Source organism: Arthrobacter sp. ISL-28 (assembly GCF_018613875.1).
Lineage (GTDB): Bacteria > Actinomycetota > Actinomycetes > Actinomycetales > Micrococcaceae > Arthrobacter.
The window spans coordinates 50,651-73,507 of the sequence record NZ_JAGGPJ010000007.1 but is presented as its reverse complement, the minus strand read 5'-3'; the positions used below and the strand labels follow the sequence as shown (position 1 = coordinate 73,507).

The window sequence follows — 22,857 nt, the reverse complement described above, 5'->3', positions numbered from 1 at the left end:
TGTGAAAATCTTCACTAACTAGGCTGGTCGCCGGAATCTACCTTGTTCAGCACGCCAGTATCGGCGTCCTCAGGGTTACCGCCGGATGCCCGGTAAGCCCGGCGCAGCTGCACTGCGCCGGCAATGATGATGGTTACGAACAGGCCCCCGAAACCAATGACGACGGCGGCAGGAAGGGCGCTGTCCATCTGCGACGGCGGCTGTGCCACCGGCACTGTGGCCCTTGGCAGCGTGGGCTGCGCTGCATGGGATTCGGCAGGCGGCACCGGGGCGGGTGTGGCCAGGTTTCCGCGACGGTGAACCCGGATCCAGTCCGAAATGGACCCCAGCGGATTGACCTTCGTCTCCGCGACGTCGTCCTTCAGCGCGGCCTCGGCATCGAGAACGCCGAAACCGTACAGGGGATCCTTGCCCGGCGCGCCGGCGTCCGTGGCCGTCGAGACGATCCTGTTAATGACCTGTTCGGCGCTCATCTCCGGCCATTCGGAGCGGATCAGCGCGGCCACGCCGGAAACGATGGGGGTCGCGCCGGAGGTTCCTGCCCATTCCGCATAGCTTCCGCCGGGAAGTCCGCCGGCGAGCTTTTCCGCGGGGGCTGCCACACCAATGCTGATGCCCTGGGACGAGGAGTCTGTGCTGGCCTGGCCATTGCGGTCCAGACCAGCCACTGTCAGGACCCCGGGAATGGTGGCGGGCGCCCCCACCTGGACGTTCCCGGCGACCCGGTTGCCGGCCGCCGCCACGATGACGACGTCCTTTTGCTCCGCATAGAGGAAGGCCGCGTCCCAGCTTTGCGGCCATTCCGGAGAAGTGCTGCCCAGCGAAATATTGATGACCTTGGCGCCGTTGTCCACGGCCCAGCGGACGGCCTCTGGAATCTGGTCCTGATCGCTCTTGCCGCCGGGGTTCTCCGAGCCAAGCCACGTGGAGACGGCGAGGATCTGGGCTTCCGGGGCGACTCCCATGATGCCGTCCGGCATGCTATCCGACGGCGAAGGGCTCGGCGACGATTTGGCGCTGGTCGTGGACTTCTTCGGCGGCGGTTCGTGTCCGCGGCCGGCAAGCATGGTGGCCACGAGGGTTCCGTGCTCGGGCTTGGCGCCGATGCTTTTCTGTCCGTCCGCTGTTCCGGCGCCCGAGACGTCGTGCCCGCCTGCGATCGCGCCCTTGAGGTCCGGGTGGTCGCCGTCCACGCCGCTGTCGATCACAGCGACCTTCACGTTGGCGCCCTTGGACACCGCCCAGGCTTTGGTGATGCCGGCTTCCTTGAGCCAGTATTCCCTGTCACGCCAGGTGTCTGCCTGAGCTGCCGGGGCTGTTGCGATGGCTGTCGCCGCGACTCCGCCGACAAGCGCCGCGGACAATAGAGCCGATACCGTCCGGCGGAGCCGGGCTGTTGCTCTGGTCATTCAAGATCCAATACTTTGTGGGCTGGTGCCTCGTTAGCTGACACTCAGGGCAATTCCGTCAAGAATATCGTGCTCGCTCGCGGTGGCCGTAATGACCACCCCGCCGGTGAGCTCGCCCATCCTGGTGAGGATCCTTCGCCACACCAGTGCACCGGCGCCGATCACATCGACTCGGCCGGGATGCATGTACGGCAGCTCCGCCCGCTGCGCCCGGGTCATCGCCAGTAGGTCGCTGGCCGCATGCTGGATGATTCCAATGGACAGCTCAGCACCGTGGATGGCCGCCGGCAGGTACTCCGGCAGTTTCAGGGCATGCGCCGTGATGGTGGTGATGGAACCGGCGACCCCGACGACGGCGGTGCTGCGTTCCAGCGGAACGTCCAGTCCCGCTTCAGTGACGGCGGCGTCGACGTCGGCCTCCGCCGCGGCGATCTGTTCGGCCGTGGGGGGATCGCTCTTGAGGTGGCGCTCGGTCAGCCTCACACAGCCAATGTCGACGGACTTTGCAGCGATGACGCCCCGCTCGTCTCCCAGCACGAATTCGGTGCTGCCGCCGCCCAGGTCAACGACCAGCACCCGGTCATCGCCGGACATCGGCAGCACGCTGCTGGCCCCGGCGAAGGAGAGCGCTGCTTCCTCATCCCCTGAGATCACTTCCGGTTCCACGCCGAGGAGGGCGCGGATGCCGTCCACGAAAACCTGCCGGTTGCGGGCATCCCGGGTCGCCGAGGTTGCCACGAAGCGGACCTTCTCCGCGCGGTACTCGCGGATCATCTCGGCGTAGTCCGCGGTGGCTGCGAAGGTGCGCTCCAGGGCTTCGGGGGCCAGCTCGCCGCTGGCGTCAACGCCCTGGCCGAGCCGCACCACGCGCATCTCCCGCACGATGTCGATGAGTTTAGTGCTGCCATCGCCGTGGTCGATGTCGGCGATCAGCAGACGGATGGAGTTGGTACCGCAGTCGATCGCGGCAACACGGGTCATTCGCTGGCCTCCTTCTTGGACTTCCGAACAGGTGCGGGCCGTCCCACGATTTCCGGCAGGCCCTGGGGCCCATGCCGGCTGAGGTCCCGGGACGGGGTTTCCCCGTCAGTGTCCCAGGCGCCTTCGCAGTAGCAGCGGTCTGCGGTCCACCACTCGCTGATGGCCGTTATGGCTTCGTCACCGAGGGGATTCACTCCGGGACCTGCGGCGAGGGAGTGCCCCACGAGCACATGCAGGCACTTAACCCGGGTGGGCATCCCGCCAGCCGAGACGCCGTCGATTTCCGGCACTCTGCCGATGCCTGAGCGTGCCCCGATTTCAGCACGGGCGGCAAGGTAGGCTTCGTGCGCAGAACTGTAGGCGGCTGCCAGTGATTCATCAGCGGCGAGGCGATCATTCATTTCATTCATGAGCCCGGCCGCCTCGAGCCGGGACACGGCGGACGTGATCACCGGGTGGGTGAGGTAGAACGTCGTGGGAAATGGCGTACCGTTGCTGAGCCGCGGGGCCGTGGCGGCCACGAGGGGGTTGCCGCAAACGCACCGCGCCGGGATCTCCACGACGTCGCGGACCGGCCGGCCCAACTGGCGGCTCAGCACCTCAAGATCGTGTGCTGATGGCTGGCGGGATTCCTCCCGCGCAGTTGCCGTGTTCTCTTCCACTGGCGCGGCCGTCCTTCCTGCCCGGATGTGGCTGTCCCCACACGGGGCAGTCCGGCGGCGGGCGCCGCTCCTAGTCTGTTGCCGAACGCCTGATGGACTCCCACAGGGAATCCACCCACGGCAGGTTGGCGGGGTCTTGTGCTGCTGCACCGGGCTGGCCGCCTGACGCGCCGGCCGGCAGGTCGCTGCCGAACACCCAGTAGCCGGTCTCTCCCGGCATAACCATGTTAATGCGGTCGCGGGCCTGCTGCTTGACGTAGTTCGGATCCTGCCAGCGCGAGACCTGCCGCTTGAGGTCGTCCTGGGCCGATTTACTGGCGGCGATATCGGCTTCGAGGGCCGCAATTTCCGCCCGCTTATCAATGAAGATCTTCACCGTGGGTGCCAGCATGATGGTGATGGCAATCATGACGACGGCCAGCGCCAGCATGCGCCCGGAGAAGGCCTTGGCAGGGATGGGGTCGAGGGTCTCACCGGCGCCCGGGACCGTTGAGGACCCGGACGGGCCACGGTTATTCTTCGGCGCGTCCTCAGCAGGGGATTTTTCCCTGGCGGACTCTGCACCGCCGGCCCCCCTCACTCCGGACTTAGCGCCGGACTTAGTGCCGGTCCCAGCGCCGGACTCGCCGCCGGTCCCAGTGCCTGCCTCAGCCGGTCTGCGGCTGCCAAAGTCCGCCTGGATGACGTCTCCCCCGGCTGCGCCGGGGTCGGTGTGTCGGGCTGCTGGGGTCACCCGTGGAACTTTGGGACGGCGGGTAGCCATGACACTCCTGTAAACGCGGGACGCTGGACTGTGACGCTTGCTTGGCCGCTGACGAGCAGCTGCCTCACCGGCAACGTCCTTAAAACAAAACCGGTGGCTATGGTCTTTCCACCATAGCCACCGGTCAGTTGTTAATCCGGCTATTAGGCCTTGAAACGCGGGAAGGCGCTGCGTCCGGCGTAGCGTGCGGCGTCGTCGAGTTCCTCTTCGATGCGCAGCAGCTGGTTGTACTTGGCAACACGCTCCGAGCGGGCGGGGGCACCGGTCTTGATCTGGCCGGCGTTGGTTGCGACCGAGATGTCGGCGATGGTGGTGTCCTCGGTCTCACCGGAACGGTGTGAGGTGATGGTGGTGTAACCGGCGCGCTGGGCGAGGGACACGGCGTCGAGCGTCTCCGTCAGCGAACCGATCTGGTTGACCTTGACCAGGAGGGAGTTGGCAGTCTGGCTGTCCAGTCCCTGCTGCAGGCGGACCGGGTTGGTGACGAAGAGGTCGTCACCCACCAGCTGGACCTTGTCACCGATGGTGTCGGTGAGGGTCTTCCAGCCGTCCCAGTCGTTCTCGTCCAGCGGGTCCTCGATGGAAACCAGCGGGTAGTCGGCAACCAGTTCGGCGTAGTAGGCGCTCATCTCGGCGGAGCTCAGGGACTTGCCTTCGAACTGGTAGGCACCGTCCTTGAAGAATTCCGAGGAAGCAACGTCGAGGGCCAGTGCAATGTCCGTGCCCGGGGTGTAGCCGGCGTTCTTGATGGCTTCCTGGATCAGGTCCAGGGCAGCGCGGTTCGACGGAAGGTTCGGCGCGAAGCCGCCTTCGTCGCCCAGGCCGGTGGCCAGGCCCTTTTCCTGCAGGACTGCCTTGAGGGCGTGGTAGACCTCAACGCCCCAGCGCAGGCCCTCGGAGAACGTCCCGGCACCCAGCGGAACAACCATGAATTCCTGGATGTCGACGTCGGAATCGGCGTGGGAGCCACCGTTGAGGATGTTCATCAGCGGCACGGGCAGGACGTGGGCGTTGGGTCCGCCCAGGTACTTGTAGAGCGGCAGGTCGGCAGAGGCCGCAGCAGCGTTGGCAACGGCCAGGGACACGCCCAGGATGGCGTTGGCGCCGAGCTTGCTCTTGTTGGCGGTGCCGTCCAGATCAATCATGGCCTGGTCGATGCTGCGCTGGTCGGTGGCGTCGAAGCCAATAAGGGCCGGGGCGATCTGGTCGATGACCGCGTCAACGGCCTTCTGGACACCCTTGCCGAGGTAGCGGCCCTTGTCTCCGTCGCGGAGCTCAACAGCCTCGTGCTCGCCGGTGGAGGCGCCAGAAGGAACCGCTGCGCGGCCGATCTGGCCGTCGGAGAGCAGAACTTCTACTTCTACTGTGGGGTTGCCACGGGAATCGAGGATCTCGCGGGCGTGGATGGCATCGATAAGCGCCATGAATATGCTCCTTATGGTGAAGCGATTTACTGGGAAACTAGCGGAAAATCTCGACGTCCTAGTCAGGGACTAGCCTAGTCGAGAGTGGCAGACGTTACGGAAACCTATCCAGAACCCGGACGTCATGATCCCGGCGGGACTCGGTTCTGGTAACGCCGGACGGCGGCCCGGAGGGCACGTTCTGCATCGAACCCCTTGCTGCGGGCAGCGCCGACGACGGCGAGCAGGAGCTCGCCGAGCTGGTCCTCGGCGTCGAAGGTTTCGACAAGCTCAACCAGCGGTTGGTCCTGCGGGGGTTCCTGGGATTCGGCGGGCTCAACCAGCGGCGGCAGCCCTGCGCGGGCGGCCCGGTCCAGGGTTTTCTGTGCCCGGGCCAGGGCCGGCAGCGCTTCGGGGATGCCCTCGTAGTGGTTTGCCCGCTCCGGCCTTTCAGCCTTCTTGACGGCGTCCCATTTGAGCACAATCTCCTCCACAGTGGCGGGGAAGGTGTCCTGCAGGGAGCCGTCCGGACGGAAGACGTGGGGGTTGCGCCGGATCATCTTGGCGGTGATGCCGCGGGCGACATCGCCGAAATCGAAGGTACCGCGCTCTTCGGCGAGCCGGGCGTGCAGCACCACCTGGAGCAGCACATCACCCAGCTCTCCTTGCAGCTCTGCTTCGTCCGCGCCTGTCTCGATCGTCTCGGCAACTTCGTAGGCCTCCTCGAGGAGGTACTCCACCAGCGACTCATGAGTGAGGGCGCCCATCCACGGGCAATGATCGCGAAGGGCAGCAATAACCCCAACCAGCTCCCCTACGTCTTTCCCGGGATTGTCAGCCAAGGTTGGCGTAGGCGTCGTTGATGTACTCCACCAGGGCTTCCCTTTCCTCGAGCGGGAGGAAGGAGGCCTCGGCGGCGTTGAGCGTAAGTTCGAGCAGGTCGTCGAGGTCATAGTCGAAGGTCTCGACCAGCAGCTCGAACTCGTCGGTCAGCGTCACGCCGCTCATGAGACGGTTGTCGGTGTTGATGGTCACGTTGAAGCCGAGCTGGTAGAGCATGTCCAGCGGGTGGTTCTCGATGCCGTCACCGAAGCTGGCAACAGCTCCGGTCTGCAGATTCGAGGACGGGCAGATTTCCAGCGGGATGCCGCGGTCGCGGACCCAGCTGGACAGGTTGCCGAGGGTTACGATGCCTACGTTGTCATCGTCGTCGTCCCCTGAGCCTTCGGCATCTTCGAACTCCACCAGGATGTCCTCGGCGATGCGCACGCCGTGGCCAAGGCGCAGCGCCCGGCCATCCACCAGGGCAGACTGGATGCTGGCCAGGCCGGCGGCCTCGCCCGCATGGATTGTCGTGGGGAAGTTGTTTTCTGCCAGGTAGGTGAATGCGCCGCGGAAACGCGAGGGCAGGAAGCCGTCTTCAGCGCCTGCAATGTCGAAGCCGACAGCACCCTTGTCGCGGTGGCGGACGGCGAGCTCGGCGATCTCCTGGCCGCGGTCGGCGTGCCGCATTGCGGTGATCAGCTGGCCCACCTGGATTTCGCGGCCGCTTTCGGCCACCGCGTCCACGCCTGCCTCGAGGCCCTCCTGGACGGCCTCCACGACTTCGTCGAGCGTGAGGCCCTTCTGGAGGTGTTGCTCCGGTGCCCAGCGAACTTCACCGTAGATCACGCCATCATCCGCGAGGTCCTCCACGAATTCCTTGGCGACCCGGAACAGGCCTTCCTTGGTCTGCATCACGGCAATGGTGTGGTCGAAGGTCTCGAGGTAGCGGACCAGGGAGCCGGAGTTTGCGGACTCTCGGAACCACTCCCCCAGCGCAGCGGGGTCGGTTGACGGGAGGGTGTGGCCAACGGCATCCGCCAGTTCGATGATGGTTGCCGGGCGGAGACCCCCGTCCAAGTGGTCGTGAAGGGATACCTTGGGAAGGCTCTTCAGGTCGAAATCAAGGGCAGGGGCGGCGTCAACGATTGGCTCAGTCACGTACCAACTCTAGGGTTGGACCGCGCGCAATGCCAACGGCGCTACTAGGGCCGGATTTTGCGGGTGTGAGGTGGTGCGCCTGGTGTGGCGGATGCCGCCTAGCTGCCTGATTCCGCGTCAGCGGTTGCCGCAACCGGCAGCGCGGCAGAGCACCGCCCCGCGTCGGACACCCCATGGCCGCCTACAGGTTCCGCCGTACCTGCCCGCAAGGCGTCGTTGCGGCCGAGCCGCTTGTGCCACCAGCGCAGCAGGTGGTCGATGATGATGCCGAGGATGACGGCGAACACGACGGCGATGCCCGCGCCCAGGAGCGGGTTGTGGTGCAGCCAGGGGAAGGAACTGGCGAGGATTCCGATACCGACTGAATACCCGACCCAGGTTACGCACGCCACCGCATCCAGCACGAAGAACCGGCGGCGCGGAAATCCGGTGGTGCCGGCAACATAGTTGACAGCCACGCGTCCCCAGGGGATATAGCGTGCCGTGAAGATCAGGACGGCGCCGCGCTTCTCCAGCTCATAACGCGCCCAGTTGAAGGCCTTTTGGACTTTCGGCCTGCGCATCCACTTCCAGCGGTTCAGACCGATCTTCCGGCCAAGGAGGTAAGCCATGTTGTCACCGGCCATTGCACCGACGAGTGCCGTGAACCCCAGAATCCAAAGATTCGGCTCGCCACTGTGCCGGGAAAACGCCGCCAATGCAACGATAAGGGTTTCGCTGGGTACGACCATGGCAAAGCCGTCCACGAAAAAGAACACCAGCAAAATCGGGTAAATCCACCATTGACCCGCTGCATGGAGCACGGCCTCATTAATAAACTCCACGCGGCTGTTGCTCCTTGGCAATGACAAAAACAATAAGTGACGTAAATCGCTCTTCAGTGTCGCATGGCCGGAGCATAGTCCGCTACGCCCCGTTAGGGAAAATCACACCTCCGTGAATGGATCGGGAATGCGAGCACGCAGCCGGCTGATCACAATGTCCACCATGATGCCCAGCGCAATTGCGCAGAGGATCGCGATGGCAGCCCCGAGCAGGTGGTTTTCCTCGAACCACTGGCCGAAAAACAATCCAATGGCCACCGAGTAGCCTGCCCACAGGGTCGCGGACAGCACAGTCAGCCCGACGAACCGTGTGTGGGAGTAATGTGTGGCCCCTGCGGTCAGGTTGACCGCCACCCGGCCAATCGGAACAAACCGCGCCACGAGGATCAACGACGCCGGACGCTTCCTGAGTTCCCGGCCGGCCCAGCGGAACGCCCGCTGCATGCGTGGCCCGCGCATCCAGCGCCAGCGCTTCGTGCCGACGCCGCGGCCGATCAGATAGGCGGTGTTGTCACCTGTGAACGCCCCGAGCGCCGCGATGCCCGTGAGGAGCCACGGGTTTGGGACGTCCGCCGTTGAGGCGACCGCGGCCAGGCCGACCACCACCGATTCACTGGGGATGGGCGGAAAGAATCCGTCAATGAAGCAGCAGGCCAGGACAATGAACAGGACCCAGGGTTGCCCTGCGGCGGCCAGAATGAAGTCGTTGATGGCCTGCACGGTACTACGCGATGCGGTCGATGATGAGCCGCTGTGCCGGGCGGGATCCCTCCGGGGCAAGGGTGACCGCGTTGTCCAGGGCCTCCTTGGCGCGGGCGAACCTCTCCGGCGTGTCCGTGAGCAGCGTCATGAGCGGCTCCCCCGCGCGCAGGAAAGCGCCGGGCTTGGCATGCATGCGCACGCCGGCACCCGCCTGCACCGCATCCTCCTTGCGGCCGCGGCCGGCACCGAGCCGCCATGCTGCCACTCCGACTGCCAGCGCATCCAGTTCCACGAGGACACCGTCAGCCGGGGCATAAATGGTCTCCGACTCCTTCGCCACGGGCAGCTTCGCCATCGGGTCGCCGCCCTGCGCCTCAATCATTCGGTTCCAGACGTCCATCGCCCGGCCGTCTTTCAGTGCGGCGGCAGGATCGGCATCATGGATGCCTGCGCAGGCCAGCATCTCCTCGGCCAGCCGGACCGTCAGTTCGACGACGTCCTCCGGACCCCCGCCGGCCAGCACCTCGACGGATTCCTCCACTTCGATGGCGTTCCCCGCCGTCAGGCCCAGGGGCGTGTACATGTTGGTCAGGAGGGCAACGGTGTTCACGCCGGCGTCGTGGCCGAGGGCCACCATGGTCTCTGCCAGCTCCCGGGCGCTGGCCTCGTCCTTCATGAAGGCGCCGCTGCCCACCTTGACGTCCAGCACCAGGGAGCCCGTGCCCTCCGCGATTTTCTTGCTCATGATGGAGGAGGCTATCAACGGGATCGCCTCCACGGTCCCGGTGACGTCCCGGAGTGAGTACAGCTTCTTATCAGCGGGCGCCAGGCCCGCACCGGCCGCGCAGATCACGGCCCCGACGTCCTGGAGCTGGGCCAGGATTTCCTCGTTGCTCAGTGCGGCGCGCCAGCCTGGAATGGACTCCAGCTTGTCCAGGGTGCCACCCGTGTGGCCCAACCCGCGACCGGACAGCTGGGGTACAGCCACGCCGAAGACAGCAACAAGCGGTGCGAGCGGAAGGGTGATCTTGTCCCCCACCCCGCCAGTGGAGTGTTTGTCGCACGTGGCCTTCACGCCGCCGTCGGGACGCCGGAGGCCGGAGAAGTCCATGCGTTCACCGGAGGCAATCATGGCGGCGGTCCAGCGGGAAATCTCCGACCTGTCCATGCCGTTCAGCAGGATGGCCATGTTCAGCGCTGCCATCTGCTCATCGGCGATGACGCCGCGGGTGTAGGCATCGATGGTCCAGTCGATCTGTTCGGGGCTCAGGACGCCCTTGTCACGTTTGGTACGGATGATGTCGACGGCGTCGAACGCCTCGGTCTTCTGGTTCACCGTGTCTCCTCCAGGTGCTGAGGACCAAATGCGTCGGGGAGCAATTGGTCCATGGTCTTGATTCCCTGAGTGGTCATGAGTTCCATTCCCGGAGCCCGAAATTCATACAGCAACTGGCGGCAGCGGCCGCAGGGCATCAGCACGTTGCCGCCGCCGTCGACGCAATAAAATGCACGGAGGAGCCCGCCGCCGGTCATCTGGAGGTGTCCCACCAGTGTGCATTCGGCGCACAGCGTCAGGCCGTAGCTGGCATTCTCCACGTTGCAGCCACTCACGATCCGCCCATCCGACGTGACGGCCGCCGCCCCCACCGGGAACTTCGAATAGGGGGCATAAGCGTTGTTCATAGCACTGACGGCGGCTGCCTCCAGGGCTGGCCAGTCGACGTCGGACGTGTCGCTTCCGGAGGCGGAATCCCGCTCTTGTTCCACAGCCATCAGCCCTTGACGTACGGAATGCCGCTGGCGGCCGGTGGCCGGGACCTGCCGACAAGCCCGGCCACCGCCAGAACGGTCACGAGGTAAGGAAGCATGGCCATGAACTGGCTGGGAACCGGTGTGCCGATGATCGTCACGATGCTCTGCAGGTTGTCGGCGAAACCGAACAGCAGGGCGGCGAAGAACGCGCCGATGGGGTTCCAGCGCCCGAAGATCAGCGCGGCGAGGGCGATGAAGCCGCGCCCGCCGGAGATTTCCTTGGTGAAGCTGTCGATCGCCACCAGGGTGAAGAAGGAACCGCCGATTCCCGCAATGGCGCCGCCGAGCGTGACGTTCCAGAAGCGCGTGGCGTTCACCTTGATGCCCATGGTGTCCGCGGCCTGGGGATGCTCGCCGACCGCGCGGACCCGCAGGCCCCATTTGGTCTTGAACAGCCCGATCCACACCACGATCACCGCAATATACATCAGGTAGCCGACCACGGACTGCTTGAACAGGATGGGCCCGATCACCGGAATGCTGGACAGCACGGGGATGTCGATGATGGGGAGCCTGCCCGGGGAGTTGAACGTCGCCTTGTCCGCCTGCATCACGGTGCTGAAAAGAAAGCCTGTCAGACCGGAGACGAGCACGTTCAGGACCACGCCTACGATGATCTGGTTGACGAGGTACTTGATGCTGAACAGTGCCAAAACCATGGAGACGACGGCGCCCGCCACCGCCGCTGCCAACAGCCCGATGAAGGGGTTCCTCGTCATGCTGGCCACCATGGCCGCGGTGAACGCTCCGCCCAGCAGCTGGCCTTCAATGGCGATGTTCACCACGCCCACGCGCTCGCACAGCACGCCGGAGAGCGAACCGAACACGAGTGGCACGGCCAGTGTCACCGAACCGGCGATGAGGCCGGCCAGCGAAATGCTGGGGGTTCGGGCGCCGCCCACCACCCAGATGAGGAAGGCTGCCACGAAGAGGACGATGAATGTGACAGGCAGCCAGCGGGGCGCCGCCTGGTCCTTCAGCTTGAGGTACACGGCATAGCCGGCCAGGCCCAGCATGAGAACCGACAGGACGATGCCGCCCAGGAACCCCGGGACCGCCAGCGCCGGCAGCTGGAAAAAGTCGCCGCTGGAGGACAGGCCGAAGCGCGCCGTCTGATTGGGGCCCATGAGGCCAAAGAAGATGAAGGCCACGACTCCCAGTGCCGCCAGAAGGACCGGTGTTTTCCAAGTGACGGGCTTCGCCGATGTTGCCTGCCGGCCCTCCTCAGCCGGCCGCGGGGTGCGCGCCTGCGGCTTTCCCGGCTGCGGCGATGTTGCTGTTGTGCTCACGCTGCGCCTCCGGTGGTTGCTGCCGTTTTGGGCTTGCCGACGGTTGCCTGCTTCCTGCGCCGGGGGTTCAGCCCGAAGACTGCCCGCACCAGCGGCGGAGCCGCGATGAAGAGGACGATCAGCGACTGGACCACCAGTACGATGTCGATCGGGGTTCCGGTCTGGATCTGCATCTGGACGGCTCCGGCGCGGAAGGCGCCGAACAGCAGGCCGGCCGCGAAAGTCCCCCACGGCGTCGAACGTCCCAGCAGAGCCACGGTAATGGCATCGAAGCCGTACGTGGCGGCGACCCCGTCAGTGAGGACCTTCTCGGTGCCGGCGACCTGGGCCACGCCGGACAGCCCGGCGAGGCCCCCGGCGATGGCCATGACCAGAATCGTGGACCGGGAAACGTTGATGCCTGCTGTCAGCGCTGCCTTGGGGTTGGCGCCGACGGCCCGGAATTCAAAGCCGACGGTGGAGCGGTTGAGAAGCCACCACACGAAGACCGTGGTGGCGACGGCCAGGAGGAAACCCAGGTGGAGCCGGTACTGGCTGCCGAAGATCTGCGGGTAGACGGCGGTGGCGTCCAGGATCGGGGAGATCGGGTTGGACTCCCCCGGCCGTTGGAATGCCGGGGTATTGAGCAGATACCTCAGCAGGTACAGCGCAATGTAGTTGAACATGATGGTGAGGATGACCTCGTGCGCTCCGGTGCGGGCCTTGAGATACCCCACCACTCCACCCCAGACCGCGCCGCCGATGATACCGGCGACGAGGACCAGCAGCAGATGCAGGCCGGCGGGGAGGTGCAGTGCGAACCCTGCCCACGCCGCCAGAATACCGGCCATGATGATCTGGCCCTGCGCACCGATGTTGAACAGACCGGCGCGGAAGGCAAGGGCGACGCCCAGACCGGCGGTGATCAGCGGCGTGGCGATGGTCAGGGTTTCCAGGAGCGGGGCGAACTGCCCACCGCTGCCGGAGCTGCGCGGATTGAACACCGAGCCCTGGAACAGAGCCACGTAGGAACGGGTGGCGGCATTCCCCACGGCTGCGAGGAAATCGGTGGGGCGGGCCAGCAGATACGTTGACGTGACTCCGACCTGTTTGTCGGTGAGGGCGATCAGCAGCCCGCCGAGGACCAGGGCGAGCAATACAGCCAGGACTGAGACCATGCCGCTGCCGGTGAAAATCCTGCGGACGAGCGTTTCCGGTCCGCCCGGGATCTTGCCGCTCTGGGCCGTGGCTGGAACCGCTGAAGGTTCCATGGCTCCGCCGGCGGTGTCCAGTGACACGACGGCGGCGGTCTCCTCGTCGGCGGGTTTCGGCACATGGTGCCTGTCAGGGTGGGGCTTGTCTGTGTCGTTCCTGTCAGGGTCGTGCCTGTCAGTCTGGGAGCCTGCGGGCTTGCCGTCAGGCTGGTCTGGCTCGTGCTGGTCAGTCATGGTCGCCTCCTTCGGCGCGGGAGGTGGACGTCGGTTCAGGGCTGTGGTGGAGCTGGTCCGTATGCGCCGCCTCATCAGGCGAAAGCCCAGCCATCATGAGGCCCAGGACATCGCGCCCTGTTCCAGCGGGCACAATCCCCACGAGCTTTCCCTTGTACAGCACGGCGATCCTGTCCGCGAGCTCCATGACTTCATCCAGCTCGGTGGAGATGATCATGACCGGCGTGCCGTTGTCCCGTTCCGCCACAATGCGGCGGTGCAGGAATTCGATGGAGCCGACGTCGACGCCGCGGGTCGGCTGGGAGGCGATGAACAGCCGCAGCGGCCGCGAGAGCTCCCGGGCCATCACCACTTTCTGCTGGTTGCCGCCCGAGAGTGTTCCAGCGGCGGCAGCGGCCGACGGGGTGCGGACATCGAATTCGCCGATCCGGGACTTGGCGTTCTCCACAATCTTCGCTGGGCTCATGCTGATGCCCTTGGCGAAGGGGGGTTTGTCATAGAGGTCGAGGACCAGGTTTTCGGCCACGGAGAACGTGCCCACCAAGCCGTCCACCTTGCGGTCTTCGGGCACGAAGCCGACGCCGGCGTGCAGGACTTCCTTGACGCTGCGGCCCCGGAGTTCCTTTCCATCGAGCAGGATGGAGCCGCTGACGCGCTCCTGCAAACCGAGGATCGCCTCGGTGAGCTCGGTCTGGCCGTTGCCCTGGACTCCGGCAACGGCGAGGATCTCCCCCCGGGCGATGCTGAAGCTGATGCCGTCCACAATGTGGTGGCCGTTGGGGGCGATGACGGTGAGGTCCTTAACCTCGAACGTGGTTTCCTGCGGCTGGGCCGGCGCCTTGTCCAGCGTGAGGCTCACCGCGCGGCCCACCATCATCGAGGCCAGTTCCGTGGTCGAGGTGCCGGGATCAGCACTCCCCACCACCTTGCCGCGGCGGATGACCGTGATGATGTCGGACACGGCTTTCACCTCCCGCAGCTTGTGGGAAATGAAGACGATGGACGTGCCGCTGCTCTTGAGCTGGCGCATGATGTCCAGCAATTCGTCGGTCTCCTGGGGCGTCAGCACCGCCGTCGGCTCATCCAGGATCAGCACCTTGGCGTCCCGCACGAGCGCCTTGATGATTTCGACACGCTGCTGGACCCCCACCGGGAGGTCCTCCACGAGGACGTCGGGGTCGACGTCGAACCCGTACCGATCCGAGATCTCTTGGATCTTGCGGCGGGTGTCCTCCAGATTCAGGAAGCCGCCGGTCTTGGTGGACTCCGCGCCGAGCGCCACGTTTTCGGCGACCGTGAATACCGGCACCAGCATGAAGTGCTGGTGCACCATCCCGATCCCGGCAGCCATGGCATCTCCGGGTCCGCGGAAGTTCACGGGTTTGTCATCGATGAGGATTTCGCCGTCGGTGGGCTCGTGCAGCCCGTACAGGACATTCATCAGGGTGGACTTGCCGGCTCCGTTTTCACCCAGCAGACAGTGGATCTGTCCGGGTTCAACAACCACGTCTATGTGATCATTGGCGAGGAGTGAGCCGAAGCGCTTGGTGATCCCCTTGAGTTCAAGTTTCAAAACTCTGACCAATCTCGTTGCGTCCGGGAACAGTCCGGACGGGATATGTGGCTGCAGCACCAGCCTAGTGCCTGCAGTCCTGGCTGAGACGGATGCGCCCAACGAAAAGCGCCACCTCCCGTGCAGTCGATGACCATCCGGGCGGTGGCGCTTGGCGGAGGAAGTTACGCCTTGGGGCTGGCTGCGGACTCAATCTTCAGCTTGCCGTCGACGATGTCCTTTTTGATCTGGTCCAGCTCGGATTTCACGTCAGCGGGAACAGCCGAATCAAGGTCGTGGAACGGGGCCAACTGGACACCCTCATTGGCGAGCGTGCCGACGTAGGGCTCATTATTGAATTTGCCCTCCTTGTCTTCCTTGACGACAGTCTCCACGGCAGAGCCCATCTGCTTCATGACAGACGTGAGCATGATGGCCTTGTAATCCGGTGCGGTGAGGAAGCCGTCGGAGTCAACCCAAATGAGCTTGACGTCCTTGCCTGCGGCCTTGGCTTCCTTCAGCGCCGCACCGGCCCCCTTGCCCACCGGGCCGGCAACGGGCATGACGATGTCCGCACCCTGGTCCAGGAAGTTCTGGGTCAGCTGCTTGCCCTTGTCCTGCTTTTCGAAGTCGCCGGTGAAGCTGCCGTCCTGCTTGGCCTTGTCCCAGCCGAGGAGCTTGACGTCCTTGCCCTTCTTCTCGTTGTAGTACTTCACGCCGTCGGCGAAGCCATCCATGAAGATGGTGACGGTGGGGATCTTGACGCCGCCGAAGGTGGCAACCGTTCCGGTCTTCGAGGTGGCCGCGGCCAGGTAGCCGGCCATGAACGCAGCCTGCGCCGTGTCGTAGATGATCGGCTTGACGTTGGCGATCGGCTTTGGATAGCCGAAGTCGATGATGGCGAAGTGGCTGTCCGGGTTGGCCTCGGCCTGCTTCTTGGTGGCGTCGCCGAGGAGGAAGCCGACAGTCACTGTGAGGTCGCACCCGGCGGAGACCATGGCCCGCAGGTTCGGCTCGAAGTCGTTGTTGGTCTTGGACTCGACCTGCTGGACCTTGATGCCGAGCTCCTTCTCAGCCTTCTTGAGGCCTTCGTAGGACGACTGGTTGAACGACTGATCATCGAATCCGCCGGAGTCGGAGACGATGCAGCCTGTGTAGTCGCTGGCCGTGGCGGTCGGACTGCCCGCTTCTGGTGCAGGGCCGCAGCCGGTCAGCAACAGGGCAGCCGCACCAACGGAAGCCACGCCGGCGAGGGAACCGCGCTTGACGTTTGCACGCAGTGAGTTCTTCAAATTTCCTCCAGGAAGAAAGAGATAGGCGCCACGACGGAGATTCAATGAGTGTCCGTTTCTAATGCTCCACATTGAAATTCTGTTTTCACTGACGGTTTCGCAGCACTGCGCCGAGGCGCACTTATGAAAGCCACTGTAGTGTCCTGCGCCACGCCGGGATAACACATCCGAAGCGGAAACTGAAGATTGTTGAGAACTTGTTACCTACGAGTAGGCCCGCCTGCTTTTTCCTCCTGGCGCACTCTTAGAGGTGGACGAGTATCTTCCCGGTGTTCCCGCCGTCGAGCAGATCCATGGGGTCAGTGCATGGGTTTTAGTGCGCATGCGTGTCAGTGCGCCGGGTGTCAGTACATGCGTGTCAGTGCGCGTCGTGAAGGGCGGCAGTGTGCGCAAAGAAGAGCGCGAACTGGCAGCTAATGACCGCAAATTTCAGATTTGCGGGCATTAGCTGCCAGTTCGCGGCTCTTCGCGCTGGTCCGGCTAGGCCTCGAGGTCGCGGATGGTGCGGAGGGCTGCGGCGGTGAGGACCTGGATGCCGTAGCCGAGGGCCCGCTCGTCGAGGATGTAGTCTCCCCGGTGGAGGTCGTACTCTTCGCCGCCGGGGGTTTTCGTGCCGAGCCGCATCATGGCGCCCGGCAGCTCGGCGAGGAACCAGGCAAAGTCTTCGCCGCCCATGGACTGCGGGGTGAGGACCACAGCGCCTTCGCCGATTTCGGCCCGGGCTGCGGCCTCAATGAGGGCCGTCTCGTGCTCCGAGTTCACTACCGGGGGCACGCCGCGGGTATGTTCCAGCCGGACATCCACGCCATAGTTCTCGGCCACCTGATGGACCACTTCATCCAGGAGTTCCCCCGCACTGTGCCAGGCATCCCGGTCCAGGCAGCGCATGGTGCCGGACATGTACCCTGTGCCCGGGATGGCGTTCGGCGCCGAACCGGCGTTGATCTGGCCCCAGACGACGGACACGCCGCTGCGGACGTCCACCCGGCGGGAAAGCACGGCCGGGACGGTCACCGCGATCTGGGCGAGGGCGAAAACCAGGTCCTCCGTGAGGTGCGGGCGGGACGTGTGGCCGCCTCGTCCGCTGAGTTCGATCTTGATGGTGTCCGATGCCGACGTAATGGCACCGATGCGCGTACCGATTTTTCCCACGTTGATCCGCGGATCACAGTGCAGCGCCAGGATGCGGGGCACGCCCTCCAGCACTCCCTGCTCGATGCACGAGTGGGCACCGCCCGGCATGGTTTCCTCGGCTGGCTGGAAGATGATCCGGACAGTCCCGCCGAGCGGGGATTCCCGGTGCATGCGGTGCAGCACCAGGGCGATGCCCAGCATGGTGGCGGTGTGGACGTCGTGCCCGCAGGCGTGGGTTACACCGTGGTTCTTCGAGGCAAACGGCAATCCCGTTTCCTCGATGATCGGCAGGGCGTCGATGTCGCCGCGCAGCGCGGTGGCGATGGGGCCCTCGCCGACGTCCACGGTGAGGCCGGTGCCGTCGAGGCGGCGCGGCTCGAGACCCGCCTCCTCCAGGCGCTCCACGAGCTTGTCCGTGGTCCGGAACTCCTTGAATGACAGCTCTGGGTGCGCATGCAGATCCCGTCGGAATTCGATCAGTTCCGGCAGCAGCGGCTCCAGCCACGGCCCCACCAGCTCGGTGGGCTCAGCTTCAGTAGTGTAATTGCGCACACCACAACTCTAGCGATGCCCGAAAAATTAACGGCATCGCCTTCGCCGCGTTACGGATTGCTAGAGAACGTCAGTGTCGCCTTTGGCCTTGAGTGCGTCCACGGCCTGCTTCACCCTCTGGGAGTGCTGCTTGGTGGTGACAAGCAGCGCATCAGGGGTGTCCACAATGACCACGTCCTTGATTCCGATCAGCGCAATAACGCGCTTCGTGTCTGAGACCACCACGCCGCTGGCGTTCTCGGTGAAGACGCGTGCGCCCTCGCCGAGAACGGTGACCTCGTCCACTTCCTTGGCGCTGTTGAGCCGGCCCACGGAGGCAAAGTCACCGACGTCGTCCCAGCGGAAAGTCCCGGGCACGACGGCGACGTCCCCGGCTGCCGCCGCAGGCTCGGCTACCGCATAGTCGATGGCGATCTTGGGCAGGGTGGGCCAAATCCGGGCCGTGACTTCGTCCCGGCGAGGCGTGTCCCACGCCTGGGCGATGTCCTGCAGGCCGGTGTACAGCTCCGGCTGGTTGGCCTCGAGGTGCTTGAGCATGAGGGAAACGGGCGCCACGAACATGCCGGCGTTCCAGACATACTCGCCGCTGTCCACGTACTGCTGGGCGACTTCCTCGTCAGGCTTTTCCACGAACTCCACCACAGCCTGAGCGCTGGGCGCGCCAGGGATGCGCAGGGAGGCGCCGGACCGGATGTAACCAAAACCCGTGGAGGGGTGTGTGGGCTTGATGCCGATGGTGACGATCTTGCCGGCTGCGGCCGTGTGGATGGCTTCCCGGACCGCCGCCTGGAAGAGATCGTCCGGGCTGATGACGTGGTCGGCCGCGAAGGATCCCATGATGGTGTCCGGATCGCGCTGGTGCAGGATGGCGGCAGCCAGGCCAATGGCGGCGCCGGAGTCTTTGGGCTCACTTTCGAGCACGAGGTCGCCGTCCTGGACCTCGGGCAGCTGGTGGCACACGGCTGCACGGTGCGCGTTTCCGGTAACCACGAGGACCTGATTGCCTGCAAGGGGCTCCAGCCGGTCATACGTTGCGCGCAGGAGCGTGCTGCCCGAGCCGGTGAGGTCATGAAGGAACTTGGGAGCTGCTGCACGCGACAGAGGCCAAAGGCGGGTCCCCACACCGCCTGCCGGAATCACAGCAATAAAACGGCTGAGAGGTGAATCCTGGCTTATCACTTTGTCTTTACTCATCACGGCATACTTTAGCCGACGACCCTCAAGGTGCCCCGTCGGCTGGACAGGCGGGGCGGACACAGAGGGAAGATAATGTGGCATTTGTCTCAAAAAAACCGAAAAAACCTTGCAGGAGGCGCCCAGCAAGGAACTCCTGAATTGAATAAGCTGTGAGCGAAGCCTAGATTTAGGCCTGAGCTACGAGTGCTCTCACAGCAGGCGTTCCCCCCGCATGGATCCCGTGCCAGCGCCGCTGTGTTGCAGGGAGGTTTATTCAGTGCCGACGAAACCAGCTGGCACCTTGTACCGCGGCCGTGAAGGCATGTGGTCCTGGGTAGGACACCGCATCACCGGTGTTGTGATCTTTTTCTTCTTATTAGTCCATGTGCTGGACACCTCCCTCGTGAGGGTGTCGCCGGAGGCCTACACCGCGGTGATCGGTGCCTACAAGAACCCGCTGATGGCCCTGGGTGAAACGGGCCTTGTCGCAGCGATTGTGTTCCACGCCTTTAACGGCCTGCGGATCATTGCCGTCGACTTCTGGAAGAAGGGTGCCAAGTACCAGCGCCAGATGCTCTGGGCCGTGCTCGGACTCTGGATCGTCACCATGGTGGCCTTCTCCATCCGCCACCTCTCCCTCGCACTCGGAGGTCACTAAGCCATGACCGCAACGCAGATTCCGTCCCCGCGCAGCAAAGACACCAGCGGCAAGATTGCCCCGGAGTACCGCCGGACCGGCAGTTCCCGTGGCAACTTCGAAATGCTGGCCTGGCTGTTCATGCGCCTCTCCGGCGTGGTGCTGGTTGTTCTGATCTTCGGCCACCTCTTCGTTAACCTCCTCGTGGGCGAAGGCATCCACGCCATCGACTTCGGCTTTGTCGCGGGTAAGTGGGCTGACCCGTTCTGGCAGTTCTGGGACCTCGCCATGCTGTGGCTCGCCATGCTGCACGGCACCAACGGCGTTCGCACCATCATCAACGACTACGCCGAGAAGGATTCCACCCGCTTCTGGCTCAAGATGGTCCTCTATGCCGCCACCGCCGTCATCATCATCCTCGGCACCCTGGTGATCTTCACCTTCAACCCGTGCCCGGTAGTGGACGGCGTCCAGCTCCCCGGTGGCTTCTGCCCCGCGTAGCGAGCTGCGGCTGCCCGCCCCTACCGGCGGGCATCACTTTGCGGCGCAGGCCTCAGCCCGCCCGTTGTTTTATTGCGAATTTTGAGAGAAAGAGCGTCTGGTATGCAGGTCCATAAGTACGACGTCGTCATCGTCGGTGCCGGTGGCGCTGGCATGCGCGCCGCGATCGAATCCGGTCAGCGCGCGCGAACAGCAGTACTGACCAAGCTCTACCCCACCCGCTCCCACACGGGCGCGGCTCAGGGCGGCATGTGTGCGGCATTGGCCAACGTCGAAGAAGACAACTGGGAATGGCACACGTTCGACACCATCAAGGGCGGCGACTACCTGGTTGACCAGGACGCCGCCGAAGTCATGGCCAAGGAAGCCATCGACGCTGTGCTCGACCTCGAGAAGATGGGCCTGCCGTTCAACCGCACGCCCGAAGGCCGGATCGATCAGCGCCGCTTCGGTGGCCACACCCGCGACCACGGCAAGGCTCCTGTCCGCCGCGCCTGCTACGCAGCGGACCGCACGGGCCACATGATCCTGCAGACGCTGTACCAAAACTGCGTCAAGCATAACGTTGAGTTCTACAACGAGTACTACGTCCTGGACCTCCTCACCGTCGAGGAAGACGCAGTGCGCGAGGACGGCACGCCGTACAAGCAGAAGCGCGTCGCCGGGGTCGTGTCCTACGACCTGGCCTCCGGTGAGCTGCACGTTTTCCAAGCCAAGTCGGTGGTTTTCGCTTCCGGCGGCGCCGGCAAGGTCTTCAAAACCACATCGAACGCCCACACCCTCACCGGTGACGGCATGGGCATTGCCTTCCGCCGCGGCATTCCGCTGGAGGACATGGAGTTCTTCCAGTTCCACCCGACCGGCCTAGCCGGGCTGGGCATCCTGCTTTCCGAGGCCGCACGTGGCGAGGGCGCCATCCTGCGAAACTCCGAAGGTGAGCGCTTCATGGAGCGCTACGCCCCCACCATCAAGGACCTCGCACCCCGCGACATCGTGGCCCGCTCCATGGCCAACGAAGTCCGCGAGGGCCGCGGCTGCGGACCGAACAAGGACTACGTGCTCCTTGACCTGACGCACCTTGAGCCCGCCCACATCGACGCCAAGCTCCCTGACATCACCGAGTTCGCCCGCACCTACCTCGGCGTGGAACCCTACACGGAGCCGGTCCCCGTCTTCCCGACGGCCCACTACGCCATGGGCGGCATCCCCACGAACATCAACACCGAGGTCCTCCAAGACAACGACACCGTGGTTCCGGGCCTGTACGCTGCCGGCGAGGTGGCCTGCGTTTCTGTCCACGGCTCCAACCGACTCGGCACCAACTCACTGCTGGACATCAACGTGTTCGGCAAGCGCGCCGGCATCGCCGCCGCTGAGTACGCCAAGACGGCCGGTTTCGTGGAACTCCCGGAGGATCCCGAGGCCTACACCCTGGAACTGCTGGACATCGCCCGCAAGGGCACCGGCGACGAAAAGGTGGCCGTGATCCGCAAGGAACTCCAGGACACCATGGACGCCAACATGCAGGTGTTCCGTACGGCAGAGACCCTCAACCAGGTTCTGAAGGACATCGCATCCTTCGAGGAGCGCTACAAGCGCATCAACGTCCAGGACAAGGGCAAGCGCTTCAACCTGGACCTCCTTGAGGCCGTTGAACTGGGCTTCCTGCTGGAACTGGCGAAGGTCATGACGGTTGCTGCCCTGCACCGCGAGGAATCCCGCGGCGGCCACTTCCGCGAGGACTTCCCGGACCGCGACGACGAAAAATTCATGAAGCACTCCATGGCGTACAAGGACGAGCACGCTCCCGCGGACGGTTCCGCGGAGAGCATCGCCGGGATTCGGCTTGCCACCAAGCCGGTTGTATTTACGCGCTACGAGCCGATGGTGAGGAAGTACTAATATGTCCGCTGAACTTGCTGAGCCAGCCTCAAAGGTCGAGCTGCCTGCCCATGTCGGAGGCGGCGGAGAAATTCCCACCTTCGACATCACGCTGCGGGTCCGCCGCTACAACCCCGAGGTTTCCGAGGAAGCCCGCTGGGATGACTTCAAGCTGACGATGTACGGCACGGACCGCGTGCTGGACGCCTTGCACAAGATCAAGTGGGAAGTAGACGGCAGCGTCTCCTTCCGCCGCTCCTGCGCCCACGGCGTCTGCGGTTCCGACGCCATGCGCATCAACGGGCGCAACCGTCTTGCCTGCAAGACCCTGCTGAAGGACCTGGACACGTCCAAGCCCATCACGGTTGAACCCATCAAGGGCCTGCCGGTGGAGAAGGACCTGATCGTGGACATGGAGCCGTTCTTCCAGTCGTTCCGCGAAGTAATGCCGTTCCTGATCAACAAGGGCCACGAGCCCACCAAGGAACGCCTGCAGTCCGCCGAGGACCGTGAGCGCTTCGACGACACCACCAAGTGCATCCTGTGCGCCGCGTGCACCTCGTCCTGCCCTGTATTCTGGACCGACGGCCAGTACTTCGGCCCGGCCGCGATCGTCAACGCGCACCGTTTCATCTTCGATTCCCGGGATGATGCCGGCGACATGCGCCTGGAAATCCTGAACGACAAGGAAGGTGTGTGGCGCTGCCGCACCACCTTTAACTGCTCCGAAGCATGCCCGCGCGGCATCCAGGTCACCCAGGCGATTGCCGAAGTCAAGCAGGCAATTCTCTCCCGCAAGATCTAATTAAGTTCACGCGGACGACGGCGTCGCTCACCACGTACGGTAAACGTACGGTGAGCGGCGCCGTCGTCGTAT

Annotated in this window: 21 protein-coding genes; 4 read left to right on the top strand and 17 right to left on the bottom strand. The window is 64.5% G+C overall.

Features of this window, described 5'->3' with window-relative positions; all coding sequences use genetic code 11:
• Positions 1-14: 14 nt before the first annotated feature.
• The 17 genes from J7E80_RS05260 to J7E80_RS05180 all read right to left on the bottom strand — a co-directional run bounded on the left by J7E80_RS05260 (position 15) and on the right by J7E80_RS05180 (position 18,979).
• A complete protein-coding gene (locus tag J7E80_RS05260; RefSeq protein WP_215050432.1) occupies positions 15-1,409 on the bottom strand; it encodes a S8 family serine peptidase in 1,395 nt (464 codons plus the stop codon).
• Positions 1,410-1,442: 33 nt separating this feature from the next.
• Entirely contained in the window at positions 1,443-2,390 is a 948-nt protein-coding gene (locus J7E80_RS05255; RefSeq protein WP_215050431.1) for a Ppx/GppA phosphatase family protein, read from the bottom strand.
• Entirely contained in the window at positions 2,387-3,052 is a 666-nt protein-coding gene (locus tag J7E80_RS05250) for a DUF501 domain-containing protein (RefSeq protein WP_215050430.1), read from the bottom strand. The genes J7E80_RS05255 and J7E80_RS05250 overlap by 4 nt, the downstream gene beginning before the upstream one ends.
• Before the next feature lie 70 nt (positions 3,053-3,122).
• Entirely contained in the window at positions 3,123-3,815 is a 693-nt protein-coding gene (locus tag J7E80_RS05245; RefSeq protein ID WP_215050429.1) for a septum formation initiator family protein, read from the bottom strand.
• Between the two features lie 143 nt (positions 3,816-3,958).
• Positions 3,959-5,239 (bottom strand): phosphopyruvate hydratase, encoded by a 1,281-nt coding sequence (gene eno / locus J7E80_RS05240; RefSeq protein WP_215050428.1) that lies wholly within the window; start codon positions 5,237-5,239, stop codon positions 3,959-3,961.
• A 122-nt stretch (positions 5,240-5,361) separates the two neighbouring features.
• Complete coding sequence (locus tag J7E80_RS05235; protein ID WP_251036484.1) at positions 5,362-5,985, bottom strand: MazG nucleotide pyrophosphohydrolase domain-containing protein; 624 nt, start codon at positions 5,983-5,985, stop codon at positions 5,362-5,364.
• Positions 5,986-6,052: 67 nt separating this feature from the next.
• Entirely contained in the window at positions 6,053-7,201 is a 1,149-nt protein-coding gene (locus J7E80_RS05230; protein ID WP_215050426.1) for an adenosine deaminase, read from the bottom strand.
• Between the two features lie 98 nt (positions 7,202-7,299).
• The gene (locus J7E80_RS05225) at positions 7,300-8,025 is read right to left on the bottom strand and encodes a DedA family protein (protein ID WP_311380765.1); all 726 of its coding nucleotides are present in this window, start codon (positions 8,023-8,025) and stop codon (positions 7,300-7,302) included.
• Between the two features lie 102 nt (positions 8,026-8,127).
• The gene (locus J7E80_RS05220; RefSeq protein WP_215050425.1) at positions 8,128-8,745 is read right to left on the bottom strand and encodes a DedA family protein; all 618 of its coding nucleotides are present in this window, start codon (positions 8,743-8,745) and stop codon (positions 8,128-8,130) included.
• 4 nt (positions 8,746-8,749) lie between these two features.
• Entirely contained in the window at positions 8,750-10,063 is a 1,314-nt protein-coding gene (locus J7E80_RS05215; protein ID WP_215050424.1) for a thymidine phosphorylase, read from the bottom strand.
• Complete coding sequence (locus J7E80_RS05210; protein ID WP_215050423.1) at positions 10,060-10,500, bottom strand: cytidine deaminase; 441 nt, start codon at positions 10,498-10,500, stop codon at positions 10,060-10,062. Before J7E80_RS05210 ends, J7E80_RS05215 begins: the two co-directional genes overlap by 4 nt.
• Positions 10,500-11,828 (bottom strand): ABC transporter permease, encoded by a 1,329-nt coding sequence (locus J7E80_RS05205; protein ID WP_215050422.1) that lies wholly within the window; start codon positions 11,826-11,828, stop codon positions 10,500-10,502. The genes J7E80_RS05210 and J7E80_RS05205 overlap by 1 nt, the downstream gene beginning before the upstream one ends.
• Positions 11,825-13,255: an ABC transporter permease gene (locus J7E80_RS05200; protein ID WP_251036482.1), complete on the bottom strand. Its 1,431-nt coding sequence runs from the start codon at positions 13,253-13,255 to the stop codon at positions 11,825-11,827. Before J7E80_RS05200 ends, J7E80_RS05205 begins: the two co-directional genes overlap by 4 nt.
• On the bottom strand, positions 13,248-14,828 hold the full coding sequence (locus J7E80_RS05195; protein WP_215050421.1) for an ABC transporter ATP-binding protein: 1,581 nt from the start codon (positions 14,826-14,828) through the stop codon (positions 13,248-13,250). Before J7E80_RS05195 ends, J7E80_RS05200 begins: the two co-directional genes overlap by 8 nt.
• A 164-nt stretch (positions 14,829-14,992) precedes the next feature.
• Positions 14,993-16,099 (bottom strand): BMP family protein, encoded by a 1,107-nt coding sequence (locus J7E80_RS05190; protein WP_251036481.1) that lies wholly within the window; start codon positions 16,097-16,099, stop codon positions 14,993-14,995.
• A 480-nt stretch (positions 16,100-16,579) separates the two neighbouring features.
• Positions 16,580-17,785 carry an amidohydrolase gene (locus tag J7E80_RS05185; RefSeq protein ID WP_215050419.1) on the bottom strand — a complete coding sequence of 402 codons (1,206 nt, stop codon included), beginning with the start codon at positions 17,783-17,785 and terminating at the stop codon, positions 16,580-16,582.
• A gap of 60 nt (positions 17,786-17,845) precedes the next feature.
• Positions 17,846-18,979 carry a mannose-1-phosphate guanylyltransferase gene (locus J7E80_RS05180; protein WP_215050418.1) on the bottom strand — a complete coding sequence of 378 codons (1,134 nt, stop codon included), beginning with the start codon at positions 18,977-18,979 and terminating at the stop codon, positions 17,846-17,848.
• A gap of 259 nt (positions 18,980-19,238) precedes the next feature.
• Here J7E80_RS05180 and sdhC point away from each other — a divergent pair, with 259 nt between their 5' ends.
• The 4 genes from sdhC to J7E80_RS05160 all read left to right on the top strand — a co-directional run bounded on the left by sdhC (position 19,239) and on the right by J7E80_RS05160 (position 22,785).
• On the top strand, positions 19,239-19,619 hold the full coding sequence (gene sdhC / locus J7E80_RS05175; protein WP_215050417.1) for a succinate dehydrogenase, cytochrome b556 subunit: 381 nt from the start codon (positions 19,239-19,241) through the stop codon (positions 19,617-19,619).
• A gap of 3 nt (positions 19,620-19,622) precedes the next feature.
• Positions 19,623-20,099, top strand: coding sequence for a succinate dehydrogenase hydrophobic membrane anchor subunit (locus tag J7E80_RS05170; RefSeq protein WP_215050416.1), 477 nt, complete (start codon positions 19,623-19,625; stop codon positions 20,097-20,099).
• Between the two features lie 102 nt (positions 20,100-20,201).
• On the top strand, positions 20,202-22,001 hold the full coding sequence (gene sdhA / locus J7E80_RS05165) for a succinate dehydrogenase flavoprotein subunit (RefSeq protein ID WP_215050415.1): 1,800 nt from the start codon (positions 20,202-20,204) through the stop codon (positions 21,999-22,001).
• A gap of 1 nt (position 22,002) precedes the next feature.
• Positions 22,003-22,785 carry a succinate dehydrogenase iron-sulfur subunit gene (locus J7E80_RS05160; protein ID WP_215050414.1) on the top strand — a complete coding sequence of 261 codons (783 nt, stop codon included), beginning with the start codon at positions 22,003-22,005 and terminating at the stop codon, positions 22,783-22,785.
• The last annotated feature ends 72 nt before the right edge of the window (positions 22,786-22,857 follow it).